10 protein-coding genes are annotated in these 13,768 nt (G+C 44.5%); 7 read left to right on the top strand and 3 right to left on the bottom strand.

Going from position 1 to position 13,768, the window contains the following annotated elements; genetic code table 11:
* Positions 1–167: 167 nt before the first annotated feature.
* The 7 genes from M8E35_RS04220 (at position 168) to M8E35_RS04190 (ending at position 9,747) form a co-directional block, all read left to right on the top strand.
* A complete protein-coding gene (locus tag M8E35_RS04220) occupies positions 168–1,745 on the top strand; it encodes a PucR family transcriptional regulator (RefSeq protein ID WP_252467523.1) in 1,578 nt (525 codons plus the stop codon).
* A gap of 565 nt (positions 1,746–2,310) precedes the next feature.
* Positions 2,311–3,027 (top strand): TorD/DmsD family molecular chaperone, encoded by a 717-nt coding sequence (locus M8E35_RS04215; protein ID WP_252467522.1) that lies wholly within the window; start codon positions 2,311–2,313, stop codon positions 3,025–3,027.
* Positions 2,975–5,176 (top strand): molybdopterin-dependent oxidoreductase, encoded by a 2,202-nt coding sequence (locus tag M8E35_RS04210; RefSeq protein ID WP_252467521.1) that lies wholly within the window; start codon positions 2,975–2,977, stop codon positions 5,174–5,176. The genes M8E35_RS04215 and M8E35_RS04210 overlap by 53 nt, the downstream gene beginning before the upstream one ends.
* A gap of 12 nt (positions 5,177–5,188) precedes the next feature.
* Positions 5,189–5,755, top strand: a complete 567-nt coding sequence (locus tag M8E35_RS04205) for a 4Fe-4S dicluster domain-containing protein (RefSeq protein ID WP_252467520.1) — start codon at positions 5,189–5,191, stop codon at positions 5,753–5,755.
* 3 nt (positions 5,756–5,758) lie between these two features.
* Entirely contained in the window at positions 5,759–6,664 is a 906-nt protein-coding gene (locus tag M8E35_RS04200) for a dimethyl sulfoxide reductase anchor subunit family protein (protein WP_252467519.1), read from the top strand.
* A 418-nt stretch (positions 6,665–7,082) separates the two neighbouring features.
* Positions 7,083–9,161: a molybdopterin-dependent oxidoreductase gene (locus M8E35_RS04195; protein WP_252467518.1), complete on the top strand. Its 2,079-nt coding sequence runs from the start codon at positions 7,083–7,085 to the stop codon at positions 9,159–9,161.
* A gap of 16 nt (positions 9,162–9,177) precedes the next feature.
* Positions 9,178–9,747 carry a 4Fe-4S dicluster domain-containing protein gene (locus M8E35_RS04190; protein WP_252467516.1) on the top strand — a complete coding sequence of 190 codons (570 nt, stop codon included), beginning with the start codon at positions 9,178–9,180 and terminating at the stop codon, positions 9,745–9,747.
* Between the two features lie 160 nt (positions 9,748–9,907).
* Here M8E35_RS04190 and hydE read toward each other — a convergent pair whose 3' ends face one another.
* Genes hydE through M8E35_RS04175 form a run of 3 tightly spaced genes read right to left on the bottom strand, consistent with a single transcriptional unit; the run spans position 9,908 to position 13,697 of the window.
* Complete coding sequence (gene hydE / locus M8E35_RS04185; RefSeq protein WP_252467825.1) at positions 9,908–10,960, bottom strand: [FeFe] hydrogenase H-cluster radical SAM maturase HydE; 1,053 nt, start codon at positions 10,958–10,960, stop codon at positions 9,908–9,910.
* Between the two features lie 45 nt (positions 10,961–11,005).
* Positions 11,006–12,259, bottom strand: coding sequence for a [FeFe] hydrogenase H-cluster maturation GTPase HydF (hydF, locus tag M8E35_RS04180; protein ID WP_252467514.1), 1,254 nt, complete (start codon positions 12,257–12,259; stop codon positions 11,006–11,008).
* Complete coding sequence (locus M8E35_RS04175) at positions 12,246–13,697, bottom strand: aspartate ammonia-lyase (RefSeq protein ID WP_252467512.1); 1,452 nt, start codon at positions 13,695–13,697, stop codon at positions 12,246–12,248. Before M8E35_RS04175 ends, hydF begins: the two co-directional genes overlap by 14 nt.
* Positions 13,698–13,768: the final 71 nt, after the last annotated feature.

The following is a 13,768-nucleotide window of genomic DNA, read 5'->3' as shown; positions in this document are numbered from 1 at the left end:
TTTACGGCCCCTTTTGGAATCGATTGTGAATTCCGACTGAATTTTGTGATCTTAAAGAAGATTCTTCCCAAGGTCCCTTAAATAGTTTCGATCGTCTAAAAAGTTGTTACTCAAATATATAACATGTTTGTCCAAATCTTAACCTATTTATAAGGCGAGGTGGAATAATGGATAACCTGAATTTACCCCAAGCAATCACGATCGGCCGCCTCCAAGACGCTTTATCATTACAGGCTCTCCGCTTCAATAACGACTTAGTCCAAAGTGTTTCCCAGTTGTCCATTCAAACGATCCACTTCACAGGAATCAAAACCTTCACCTTACCATTTTCCGGTGAAATGGTAACTTTAGAGCCTTCTGATAACCTCATTACCTCTATGACTCTGGTCATCGGTAACGAAAAAACCACCTTACTTTTTGAACAAAGAGCCCCTTCTCCCTGGCCATTGTTTTGTAAAAAAGCAACGGACTGGCTAGAGCGCGAACTTGGTCGTATCCTTACAGCTAGCGAACGCTACTCACAGATGATCGCTAAACACTTGACAAACGGAGATGGATTTTCATTTATAAACAGCTTACTGGAAGTTTTCGGGTGTGATATCTTCCTTTTGAACAAGCAACTCGAAGTTATAGGATGGGCCGGGGGGAAATCACTACCAATGGCCCCCATCTCTTTCAAACCCCCAGAGATCAGCAACACCTTACCAAACATCTCCTCGTTATCTGCTCCACTGAATACTGGGCAATGGACCGAGAAAGGCTACCAAACTATTCCCCTAACCTGGTGTCCGCTATCAGGGTCAAAAGGAGTCTTGGGTTTCTTGGGACTCGCGGCAAATATAGAAGATATAGGTAGTATTGAACAATTTTTTCTTCACAAAACTGCTACTCTAATCTTGCTTGAACTTATAAAAACGCAGAGCATCCAAGAAAGTGAACGCCAACACCATAGGGATTTTCTATTTGATTTACTTTACAATAATTTCGATTCTCTTGAAGTTATCATTTCGCGGGGTAAATTGTGGGGATGGAATTTCGCCAGACCTCACTTTGTTATTGTTGGCGAAATACCTAATTATGACCCCGATTCAGCCGACCGCGAACGTTTCGAAGAATTAGTGACAGAAATGTGCACCCTTTTGCAAAAACGCCAACCCAAAACAATTTGTCTCGAGCGCAATGGCCAGGTTGTTTTACTCTTTCCGCTCCAGGAAATGCTTCCACAATCAGAATGGCATGGCAAAGCGCACGAGCTTCTTGAACCTATCTTAAAAATGAAATCAATCCCTGGAACACAACCGTTCCAATACGGTCTTGGCAATCTATATAACTCTGCGCGCTATCTGCACCGGAGCTTACAAGAAGCAAGAACAGCTCTCGAATTAGGGAAACTTTTCGATAACACAGATCGCTTAATCTCTTTTCACGGCCTTGGAATTATGCGTTTATTACACCGCTTAGATCGCCAGGAACTTGAAGACTACCGTTCAGAAGTTCTAGGCCCTCTGCTTAAATTTGATAAAGATAGCAATCTTGATCTCGAAGAAACTCTTTTAGCCTATTTCTCCTGCAACACAGACTTGAACGATGCTGGTGAGAAGCTTTATCTCCATCCCAATACTCTCCGCTACCGACTTAAAAAGGCCTCGGAAATCCTAGACCGTGATCTTTCTTCTCTGGAGAACCAAGTAAATCTTTTTCTGGCGCTTAAGATTGGAAAGTTAAAATCATTATGGCCAGACTAGTTGGGGTTCGATTATCTAATCTTATATATTTATCAATTCCGAGACACCCACTTCAAGTGGGTGTTCCTTATTCTACTTCGGTAACGATAGTCTCGATGTTCAGCTTTAGCTGAACGAGTTCACTACCCTCTCCTTGTGGAGAAGGGCTTTTTAGTCGTTTGTTCTTTGTTCAGGATAGTATTTTTAACTCGTAGATAACGGATAAAATTGTGGACACCTTTTTTAACAACAACTGCTTTATCAAAAAGATCCCTATAGAATTTATAATTGAATTCCCCCCTTCTCCCCTAGCGGAGAGGGGCTTTTGTTTTTTTTTACAACGAACGCCCCCTTATTTCGTTTTCCACTCTAAAGGAACAAAACTGAAAAGGCCGAACAATAGCGTATCAAGAAAACTAACTTCAGGCGGATTTTACTCCATCCGAAGTTTAGTTGAACTTGTCCAAAGGCATAGCGCTACTTAATCTCACCTAAGAAGCAGTAGTCTTAGTGGCGGTTAGCCGTTGGATAAAGTGAGTATAGGTACAAGAATCATAGCTATAAAAAGAAAGGAGGACTACTATTTATGAAATCTTGCGAGGACTGCCCTCCTCAAGTTTTTAAAATTCAGGGCGAGCTTCTACTCGCGCTTAGCCAACTCTTCGCACAAGGAGGAGAAAGACTACCTCAAACCTTAATTCCACTCGTTAAATCCTGCTCTGCTATCGCTGACCACTATAAAGTCGAGAAGCTGCATCTAACCAACAAAGTTTTGGCTCAATACTCTGAAGCGGATGACGACGAATATCTCGTTATGTGCTACGAGTTTAACCGCCTCTTCGTCGGCCCAGCTGCTCCCGTTGCCCCCCCCTATGAATCTGTGTATCTGTCCCCCGACCATTTATTGATGAGAGAACAAACCTTAGCTGTCCGCGAAATCTACAGGCGAGAAAACTTGCAAGCTGTAGGGCAAAGGCATGAACCGGATGATTTTATCTCCATTGAGCTGGAATTTGCCGCTTACCTCTTAAACCGAATTATCGAGGCAGAAGCTACCAAAAACAACGCTAAAATTCAACTCTATAAGACACTATACCGTGAGTTTTGGAATCAACACCTAGGCCTCTGGTTAGGAACATTTGCTCACACCATTTCTCAGTCAGCTAAACATCCTGTCTTCTCTTCCTTAAGTAACGTTCTCTCTACGCTCTTAACTCTTCATACCCCATTAAACACGAAGGAGGCCCATTATGAAACTTTCGCGCCGCAAATTTCTCGGGGGAGCAGTAGCTGCTGCCTCTAGCATAACTCTTTTCAACTTTAATTTGTTAACAGGTTCTCCCTCTGCCTCTGCAGCAGATCAGCCCTCAGAGGCAATGAAAACCTTCCGCAATGTCTGTCCCCGTAACTGTTACGATACGTGTGGGATGATCACCTATGTCCAAGACGGAATCCTCAAAAAAGTTGAAGGAGACCCTAAACATGGTTATACCAACGGAAAGCTTTGCCTAAAAGGGTACGCTTATCCACGCCGAGTCTATAGCCCGGATCGCATTAAATATCCCATGAAGCAAACTCCTCGTGGTTCCGGAAACTGGACCCGCATTAGTTGGGATGAAGCAATGGATACAATTGCCAAGAAAATTCTAGATTTGAAGCAACGGTACGGATCGACACTTCCAATCTGCTTAGACAAGTACTCCGGTAATTTTGGTATTGTTCATTATGGCATTGAGGGTACTATGTCCAGCATCGGCTATACAACCCGTGCCGTAGGCACACCCTGCTGGCCCGCTGGAATTGATGCCCAAACCTATGATTTTGGTACACTTTACAGCAACGACCCCGAAGACATGGTTAATGCCAAGTATCTTATTCTCTGGGGACAAAATGCCGCCTGGACAGCGATTCACAGCTTCCCCTTCATCAACAAAGCCCGGGAACGCGGGGCTAAACTCGTGGTGATAGATCCAATCTTAACGTCAACTGCTTCAAAAGCTGATCTCTATATCCAAGTTAATCCCAGCACTGATGGAGCTCTCGCTTTAGGCATGGCGCGTTATATCATTGATAATAATTGGGTCGATTGGGAGTATGCCCGCGCCAACAGTATTGGGTTTGATGAATGGGTGGACTATATCAAAAAAGAGGTCACCTTGGACTGGGCATCTGAAAAAACAGGCGTACCCAAAGATATCATCATGGAAATTGCCCGAGAGTACGCCACTGCAAAACCAGCCAGTATGTGGGTTGGTTACGGCATGCAGCGTCACACTAACGGCGGTCAGAACGTGCGGATCATCGATGCCCTAGGGGTCATGACCGGCAATGTCGGAAAATCTGGAGGGGGAGTTAACTACGGTCACTTAGAAACCTGGGGCTTCAACTATAATGCGATGGTCAACGCTGCTCCCAAAGGGTCTAAAGGGTTTATTGGACCGGATGGCAAAGAGGGGGATCGTGCCATCAACATGAACAACTTTGCTCACGATGTCTCCGCTCAAAGCGACCCTCCAGTAAAAATGCTCTGGCTGGCGTGCCGAAATCCCGGTGCCCAAGATCCCGACACTAATGCCATTGAGAAAATGTTCGCCTCCATGGAATTTGTTGTTACTGTAGACTCGTTTTTTAACAAAACCGTCGAGATGTCCGATATTGTCTTGCCAGCAACTACCCATTTTGAGGACTGGGATGTCATGGCCAGCTATTGGCACTACTGGATCGGCATTAACGAACGTGCTATTGACCCCTTGTACGAGTCAAAAAGTGATGTTGAAATTGCCATAGAACTTTCTAAAAAACTGAATGCCCTGGAACCTGGTTCCTGTACCTTCCCGACTTCAGGAACACCGGAGGAATGGTTAGCCAAAGAATTCAACCCCGGGATTCACCAAATGCTTGGCATTGAAGATTATAAAGAACTCATCGATGGACCTCGCAAGGCAAATATGCCTGCCGCTTCCTGGTCCGATGGAAAATTCCGCACACCTTCTAAGAAGATTGAAATTCACTGTGAACTCGCCGAGAAGAACGGACTGCCTGCGCTGCCAATCTGGGTTGAAGAAATGAAGACCCCTGAGAAATACCCGATCCGCTTTATGACACCCCATCCGCAGCATGCTTTACACTCCCAGTTTCAAAACTTAGATTGGATGATGACCGCAAACCCTGAGCCCAAGGTGGAAATTCACCCTGTTCTCGCCGCCAAATACGGTATTGCTGAAGGAAATATGGTTAAAGTCTACAATGACCTAGGATCAATCACTGTCAAAGCCCACCTGACCCGGACAACCTCCCTCAATGTCATCGTCTCCTATGAGTCTTGGTATAAAAACTCTAACTTCAATGTGAATTACACCTTAAAAGCTATCCCTAGCGATATGGGCAAACAAGCGACCGGCAACGACGGGTTAGCCTTTCATGATAATTTCGTAATGATAGAAAAAGCATAAGGAGGAATCCCTTTGAGTAAACAGCTTGGCTTTTTACACAACTCAGAGAAATGTGTGGGCTGTCGGGGGTGTGAAATGGCCTGCAAAAACGAATATCAAATTGACGCAACCCCCCAGTGGCGCAAGGTTTTCCAACTCCATGAAGAAGATTTTTCTCTTCCAACCCGAATGTTTTTCTCGATGGCCTGTAACCACTGTGCTAATCCAGAATGTCTCAGGGTCTGCCCGGTAGAGGCCTACACTAAACGCGACGATGGTATTGTTGTCCATGATCCTAATCGCTGTATTGGCTGTCGCTTATGTACCATGGCCTGTCCCTATGATCGTCCCCAAATTAATCCTGCCAAAAAGAAGGTCGAGAAATGCAATTTATGTTACCAGCGAATTGATAACGGAGAACAACCGGCTTGTGTCGCCGCCTGCATTCCGGGCGCCCTGGAACTAGTGGAAATCAATGATACCCTCGACCAGAAAACCGGGGTACTCAAGACCTTACCTGGGCTGCCCAGCCCGAAACTTACAACGCCGTCGATTCGTTTCATCGGACCGAAACAAGGCAAACAAATTAGGAGGGATTAGCATATGGGAGACTGGGAATGGCCCTTAATTCTATTTACCGTTCTTGGACAAATCGCGATCGGGATAATCGTTATGCTCTGGTGGCTCGACCGTGATCGTGATCATCTGGATACCCAATTGTTCAAAAAGGGCGTCTATGTTTCTGGGGGCCTCTTGATACTCGCTCTTTTGGCTTCACTTTTTCACCTGGGGCATCCGGAAGCAGCCTACCGCGCCTTAGCCCACCTTGGTTCCTCTTGGTTAAGCCGTGAAATCCTCTTGTTCCTCCTCACATTTTTAGCGTGGATTAACCTTTTTGGGATGTCGAGACGACAAACAAGCAGCCGCGCCATTGGAGCAGGTGCTGCAACCATCACGACTGCTGAAATTGCGGCTGGGGGACAACAATCAGGTAACCGTTCCCTCGGATTGGGTATCACTTCTGTGCTGGGTCTATTAGGTATTGCCAGTAGCGCCATGATTTATGTTCTCCCCCGAGTTCCTGCTTGGAATAACGTTGGTCCCGTTCTCTTCTTTTTACTCACCACAGGATTGCTAGGCGCACTAGTAACTTTAGTATTAGGAAGGAAATTGCTCCACCCCGCCCAAAAGAAGCTCCTGCTTCAATGGTCACTCGGGTGTACAATCGCCAGCCTGCTCTTCTATGTTATTTATGCTTCTATGCTGAGCGCGAGCATGGAAGGAGCCGCCTCCTTAAACTTTCTTTTGAGTAGCCCTCTATTTTGGGCCCGTGCACTTTTGGGTTGGTTTGCTCCACTCCTTCTTCTAGTTAACCTACTTAAAAATTCCCAAGTCGCCAAAACCAATCTTATTTTAACCCTTACTCTATTAGCAGGTTTAGGGGAAGTCTTAGGTCGAGCACTTTTCTACCTTAGTGCAACAGGCATTCAGATCACTGCCTTGTTCTAAAGAGAGCTTCTTCGTATTGAAAGCCCTAAACGTTTGCAAGACGAATCGCAAACGTTAGGGCTTTTTCTACTAATCAGAAAGACTTTTCGTTGCATACTTTCTGAAGGTCCCTTCTCTCCATCCTTGGCTACAGGGACACTTGGCCGTCCATGGCCTGCGCTCTAATCTCGAACGTCCTGTTCGAGTCATGGCCATCGCCTGAAGGCTTGGCGCTAAGCATAAGTGCAACTAAGGCGATCGCCGGCGACTGAAGTCTTCTCCGCTATGCTAACACGTGCGAAGACAGTGTCTTCGGGCGCTAGCCAAGTTTTCTTTACATGATGCGCAAATTTATACTCCTTCACACATACTTAAAGGTTTTTCGGTAAACTTTAACGAATAATTCTCCAAAGCCATGCACAGATAAGGGGGGTAACCAATGGAATTTCATCATAATATCTGCCCTCGAAACTGCTATGATACGTGCAGCATTATTAGCACGACCCACAAGGGAGTCCTTATTTCTGTTGAAGGCAACCCCGATCACGACTACACCTTGGGCAAACTCTGTCCGAAAGCCCTTGATGATGTCAAAAAAGTTTACAGTCCTCAGCGCATCCGTTACCCCATGCGCCAGCGAGGTCGTTATAGCGGTTTTTGGGAGCGAATTTCTTGGGATGAGGCATTAACCCTAATATCCGAGAAAATTCTTGCTCTTAAAAAGACCTATGAAAGCTCATTACCCCTCGCTCTGAATAAGTACTCTGGGAACTTTGGCGTTTTACACAATGCCATGGAAGGTCTCTTCACGGGCATCGGAGCAACCACGAGAGCGATAGGGTCTCCGTGTTGGTCGGCGGGGGTGGAGGCGCAAACCTATGACTTTGGGACCTTCTTCTGTTCGGATCCTTTGGATATGGCTAAAGCTAACCTAATATGGCTCTGGGGAGTAAACCCCGCTTGGACAGCTGTGCACCAGATGCCGATTATTTTTGACGCCATCGATCGCGGAGCAAAGGTAGTTTGTTTCGATACCCATTTTAGTGCCACAGCCGCCCGAGCCCATCAGTATGTACAGGTTCGCCCGGGAACCGATGGACTTCTAGCTTTAGGGTTTGCCAAGGTTCTTCTTGAAGAAAACCTTATCGATCCCAATCTTAGCTGCTATACGTTGGGACACGAAGAATTTTTGTACTATCTTGAAAATGAGATCTCCCTTGATAACTGTTCAGAAATCACAGGAGTTTCTATATCAACTATTCGAGAGCTTGCACTCGAATATGGTAAGACTCACCCTGCCTGCATCTGGGCAGGCTTTGGCTTACAGCGATATACCAACGGAGGACAAACCCTGCGCGCTATTGATGCCTTAGGTTCACTTGCCGGACACCTTGGTGAACAAGGCGGTGGTGTTCAATACGCTCAATTCCAAACCTGGCGTTTTTCCGGAGCAATACAAAATCCAGCCCATCCATTCAATATTTCCTCCAACACAGATCATCCCTCAAGCCTAACTCAGAATCAAAAACAGACGGATCGACTCCTAAATATAAATCGTTTTTCGGAGGAAGCTCTCAACTGTACCGATCCCCCCGTCAAAATGCTCTGGATTTCTGGAAGAAACCCACTATCTCAGGATGGTAATCTGCAACAATGGAAGAAACTGATCAATCAACTGGATTTGATAGTCGTGAACGACCTCTTTCATTCCAAATCCTCTGAAGCGGCCGATCTTTTTCTTCCAATCACGACGCATTATGAACATTGGGATTTAAACGCCGGTTATTGGCATTATTGGGTGGGGGTCAACGAACCTGCGATTCTTCCGATCGGTGAGTCTCGCTCAGACATACAGATCGCCTGGGATGTTTCAGCCAAATTAAATGAACTTGAACCCGGAAGTTGCATATTTCCTACATCCGGTGATGAAGTAGAAACCCTTTTACGTGAACTCGGCCCCCAAATGTTAGATATTCTGGGTTTAAAAAAACCGGAAGAAATTCTTAATGCTCCGGTGCGCGCCAACTTTCCTAGTACCGCTTGGGAAAATCGGATCTTTGCAACTCCTTCCGGACGCTATGAATTCTTCTCGTCCCAAGCATCTAACGCCCGTCTTTCTCCCCTTCCAATCTTTGTTCCCCCTCTTAATCCTTCGATTGATGCACCATTACGCCTTCTGACTCCGCATCACTACTCTACTATAAATTCTCAGGTTTATGCCTCAGGGGCAGATAATCCTGATTATGTCTTGCATCTTGCACCAGAACTTGCCCAGCGTCATAACTTAGCAGTCGGGGACCGGGCTCAAATTTGGAATAAATCCGGCCTATTAGAAGTGGTCATACAACCTTTATTAGGCATTTCTCCTGATACCGTCATTATTTTTCAGGAACAAGTCGAAGGCAGTTCACCACTTAATTGCTTAATAGGAACACCTTTAACTGATATGGGGCAACTCATTCTTGGTGCCCCAGGGTTTGCGTTAAATGAAACCTTTGTGAATCTGCGAAAACTATAGTTAAAATGGAGGGTATATGGTCAAACAATTAGGTTTCGTCCTTGACGTTAATCGCTGCCTTGGTTGCGGAGCCTGTGCCAAAGCTTGCCAAAATCGAAATCAATTGGCACCCTCACTTGTAAGGCGTCAGATTCGTAAGGTAGAGAAATTTTCAAAGGATCATATTGAGATGTTTTATTTATCCACGGCCTGCAATCATTGTGGCAATCCTGAATGTTTACGGGTCTGTCCGTCTGGGGCCTATGCGAAACGCCGCGATGGTATAGTTTTACATCTTTCCGAAAAGTGTACAGGCTGTAAGTCCTGTGTAGCCTCATGCCCATTTGGAGCCCCCCAAATTAATCCGCAGACGAACAAGGCGTGTAAATGCCAGCTCTGCTATGAACGTTTAGATCGTGGAATGCCTCCTTTTTGTGTTCAAGCCTGCCTAACTGGTGCGCTTAGGCTCAAAGAACTAAAGGACATTCCAGATAACAAGCTGTTAAGGCTTACTGCCCCGGCTCCGAGCCTTCGCTTGACACGCCCCTCTGTTTTCTATAAACCGCCTAGCGCCACTAAGGTATCGGGTTTTTCATTCACGATATAGTTTTTTCTGAAGGACATAGGATATCTTCCTGACCATTAACATTTCGCTTATGATGTTGCCGTTTAAAAAGACTGCTTACATGATGGTATAAAACAAAAAGATCGTTAGATTTGTAATAAATTACAAATCTAACGATCTTTTTTTGTTGATTTCTACAAAACTAACTATTGCAAGCTACAAACTGCCGACTATCCCCTCTACCCAGATCCACTTCAAAGCCCGCAGACTGAATTCTGCGCTCTATGCAATATCGGCAATCTTCCGGATGATCATCCCCACAAATCTTATTTTCGTAAAGAGCGTATTGTTTTCTAACTGAGGTTGGCGTAATAATCGGCATAACCACATTAGCGCCCGCTTTCAAGGCAAGCTCCCTGCCTTGTGGATGCAGAGTCCCAAGTGCCGTCGTGGCCGGAATAAGACTTTCCGGAACAAGTAGCCGCGCCATGGCCACCATCACTAATGTATCTTTTATTGTTCCTCCCTTCTCTTTAGCTAAAGGCGTCTCACTGTGAGGAATAAACGGTCCGATTCCGATCATGTCTGGACGGAGTTCCATTAAATATCGCAAGTCCTCTGCCAAATCAGCAAACGTTTGTCCAGGAAGCCCCACCATAAACCCGGCTCCCACTTGGTAGCCAATCCCCTTCAATGCGTTCAAACAGGCCCGACGTTCCTCAAAGCGCATCGTCGGATGTAATGTTTCATACAGTTCTTTCGAAGCAGTTTCATGGCGCATTAAAAAGCGATCGGCACCGCAGGTAAAGAGGTTTTGATAGGTTTCAACTCTTCGTTCACCGATCGATAACGTAATGGCTACCTCAGGATAACGTTTTTTGATTTTCTGAATCAAATTAACGAGAATCTCATCCGTATACCAGAGGTCTTCACCACTTTGCAAGACAAATGTCTGATAGCCTAATTCATACGCCTGATCGCAGCAAGCTAGGATTTCTTCCGGGGTTAACCGATAGCGTTTCACCTTCACATTGGAAGCCCGAATTCCACAGTAAAAGCAATCCTGCTTACAGATATTCGAAAACTCGATTAGTCCTCTTAAGTAAACTTTATTTCCATAATATTTCTGTTTCGTCTTAAGGGCATAATTATAGAGGACCTCTTTATCCACCTGAGTTAGGTTTTCTAAGAGGTACGTGATTTCCTCTTTCGAGAGGTCGTTCGTTTGATAGACTCTCTCTAATAAATAATGCATATTACTCACAAAATCGCCCCTCACCCAGTTGATCATTGTTGTATATCATAGTTCTCCTTCTAAGGTCATCTTTGCTAGTGGGAAAGGTTCAAGCGCTCTTGTAAGTAGTCCCTGAACATAGGCGATGAGAATGCCGAAGTTCACTATGGGCACATTGAGACTTTTTGCCTGTTCAACTCTGCTGAGCATTCCAGTTCTATTCATCATACAAGCTCCGCAATGGACGATAAGGGCATATTTCTTGACATCTTCCGTAAAAGTAGCTCCTGAAGAGTATTCAAACTCTATCTGCCTACCTGTTCTCTGACGTATCCATCGGGGTATCTTCACACTGCCGATATCGTCTGATTGCCTATGATGTGTACACCCTTCTGCTATTAAAACCTTGTCTCCATCCTTAAGCGTTTCAATAGCCTTGACACCTTTGATAAATTCTGTTAAATCTCCCTTTTGTCTGGCAAAGAGGATTGAAAAGGATGTCATTAAAATATCCTTAGGGGTATCGGCAGCAACCTTTAAAAAGGCTTGGGAATCAGTGATCACCAGCTTTGGTTTTTTTGCCAAATGATTTAAGGTTTCTCTTAATTCATATTCCTTAGTTACAATCGCCATAGCATCACTTTCCAGTATGTCTCTAATCGTCTGTTGCTGAGGAAGAATTAGCCTTCCCTTAGGAGCTGCTTTATCAATGGGAGTAACAAGCACCACAAAATCACCTGGGTTAATTAAATCCCCCACAATTTTAAACTTATCCTCATCCTCAGGAATAACTGAGATTATAGCATTTTTTAATTCTTTTATTCCAAGTTTCTTAAGAGCTGAGACGGCAACGACCGGAGTGCTTAGTTCATCTTGAAGAAGACTCGCGATTCTTTCTTGAGCTTCATTTTTATTTTCGTTTTCAATCGTATCCGATTTATTTAAAGCCACGATCAGCGGTTTCTTCTTTTTCTTAAAAGTATCTATAATAAACCGATCATTATCACTGATTCCCGCCTGGATATCTACAATAAGCAGTGCCACATCAGTAATATCGAGTACTTCTAGAGTCTTCTTTAGCCTGAGCTCTCCTAATTCTCCGATATCGTCTATTCCAGCTGTATCTATGATCACACACGGTCCTATGGGCAATATCTCCATCGATTTAAACACTGGGTCAGTCGTTGTACCTTTTACTTTCGACACTATGGCTGTTTCCTGCCCTGTAATGGCATTAATCACGCTGGATTTTCCTGCATTTCTCTTCCCAAATAACGCTAAATGTACTCTAACCCCTCTGGGCGTTTCATTTAAGCTCATGTAAATCCCTCCTGAGTATTTCCGATACTTCGGGCATTCCAATACTTCCTGGTATTCCTGGTTTGGTTACTTCAAACGGATTTAAGATCTCATTAATCCTACAATCCGACAATACATCGTCTTCCTTCAAGACCTCTCTGATTGTCTTATCCTCTCGTAGAGCTCTTCTGGCTATATGGGCAGCTTGATCATAGCCAATATGATGAACTAAAGCAGCAGCTAATACTGCCGACTTTTCAAGAGTTGCTTGACATTTATCTTTATTAGGGATGATTCCCTCAATACACTTTTCTCTAAAGATAATGATTCCATTATTTAGAAGCTCTAGTGATTCCAGCAAACTTTCCGCGATTAGGGGCATAAAGGCATTGAGTTCGAGCTGTCCTGACGAGGCAGCCATCGTAATAGCATAGTCATTGGCCATAACTCTCATAGCCAATTGACCGATCATCTCAGGTATGACCGGATTGACCTTTCCTGGCATAAGAGTCGAACCAACCTGCATCTGCGGGAGTTCTATTTCACCGAACCCGCCCCTTGGGCCAGAAGATAATAATCTTAAATCGTTAGATATTTTCAAAAGGTTCGTGCTGCAAGCTTTTAAAAGCCCTGAAACTTCTACAAATACATCATTATTTTGAGTTACATCCATGGGATAGTCGGACCTGGCTAGACCTAATCCTGTTAACTCCTGAATGGTATCCGTAATCATAAAAATATACTTATTAGAGGCATTGACTCCCGTACCGATGGCAGTGCCACCCAGATTAATCTGTCTCAATCGTTCTTCTACCTTGTAAACTCTCCAACGGTCTCTTTCTATTGCCTTAGCATATGCCCCAAATTCTTGGCCGAGCATCATGGGCAACGCATCCATTAGCTCTGTCCTGCCAAGTTTAATCACATCACTAAAGTCGTTTTCCTTCCCCTGCAGAGCTTCTTGAAGCTTCGCCAGGGAATTGCTTAGTTTTCTGAGCATGTGAATAGCTGTGATTCTCAGTGCTGTCGGATAAACATCATTGGTTGATTGTGACATGTTAACATCATTTATAGGATGTGCAACATCGTAGTCGCCTTTTGTTCCCCCTAATATCTCAATTGCCCTGTTGGCAATAACCTCATTAAGATTCATATTTGTGGATGTCCCGGCTCCCCCTTGAAAAGCACTTACGATAAATTCCTGGTCAAATCTCCCTTTAATAACTTCCTCACTTGCTTGAATTATTGCATTTGCTTTATCCTCAGACAATTGCTTTAACTCTTTATTGACCATGGCTGCCGCCTTTTTAATCAAGGCCATTTCATAGATAAGCTTAAGATTGACGTTTTTGGACCCTAAAGCGAAGTTTTCTTGGGCTCTTTTTGTGTTAATTCCATAATAGTTATTTTCCGGAATCTCCTCTTCTCCGATACTGTCCTTTTCCATTCTACAGTTCACTTTATACCTCCAGAAATTTCCCCCACACATTTATTCTTATAATCTTTTCCAATGTAATATCCAATTGTTCC

This window comes from Desulfosporosinus nitroreducens (assembly GCF_023897015.1).
In the GTDB taxonomy this organism is placed as follows: Bacteria; Bacillota; Desulfitobacteriia; order Desulfitobacteriales; family Desulfitobacteriaceae; genus Desulfosporosinus; species Desulfosporosinus nitroreducens.
The sequence above is the reverse complement of the archived record's forward strand: the minus strand, read 5'-3'. Positions and strand labels throughout refer to the sequence as shown.

Excerpts from the sequence above, each read along its gene's own strand:
- M8E35_RS04210 (WP_252467521.1), top strand. The coding sequence starts at position 2,975 with ATGAAACTTTCGCGCCGCAAATTTCTCGGGGGAGCAGTAGCTGCTGCC.
- hydE (WP_252467825.1), bottom strand. The coding sequence starts at position 10,960 with ATGCATTATTTATTAGAGAGAGTCTATCAAACGAACGACCTCTCGAAA.
- hydF (WP_252467514.1), bottom strand. The coding sequence starts at position 12,259 with ATGAGCTTAAATGAAACGCCCAGAGGGGTTAGAGTACATTTAGCGTTA.
- M8E35_RS04190 (WP_252467516.1), top strand. The coding sequence starts at position 9,178 with ATGGTCAAACAATTAGGTTTCGTCCTTGACGTTAATCGCTGCCTTGGT.
- M8E35_RS04200 (WP_252467519.1), top strand. The coding sequence starts at position 5,759 with ATGGGAGACTGGGAATGGCCCTTAATTCTATTTACCGTTCTTGGACAA.
- M8E35_RS04195 (WP_252467518.1), top strand. The coding sequence starts at position 7,083 with ATGGAATTTCATCATAATATCTGCCCTCGAAACTGCTATGATACGTGC.
- M8E35_RS04220 (WP_252467523.1), top strand. The coding sequence starts at position 168 with ATGGATAACCTGAATTTACCCCAAGCAATCACGATCGGCCGCCTCCAA.
- M8E35_RS04215 (WP_252467522.1), top strand. The coding sequence starts at position 2,311 with ATGAAATCTTGCGAGGACTGCCCTCCTCAAGTTTTTAAAATTCAGGGC.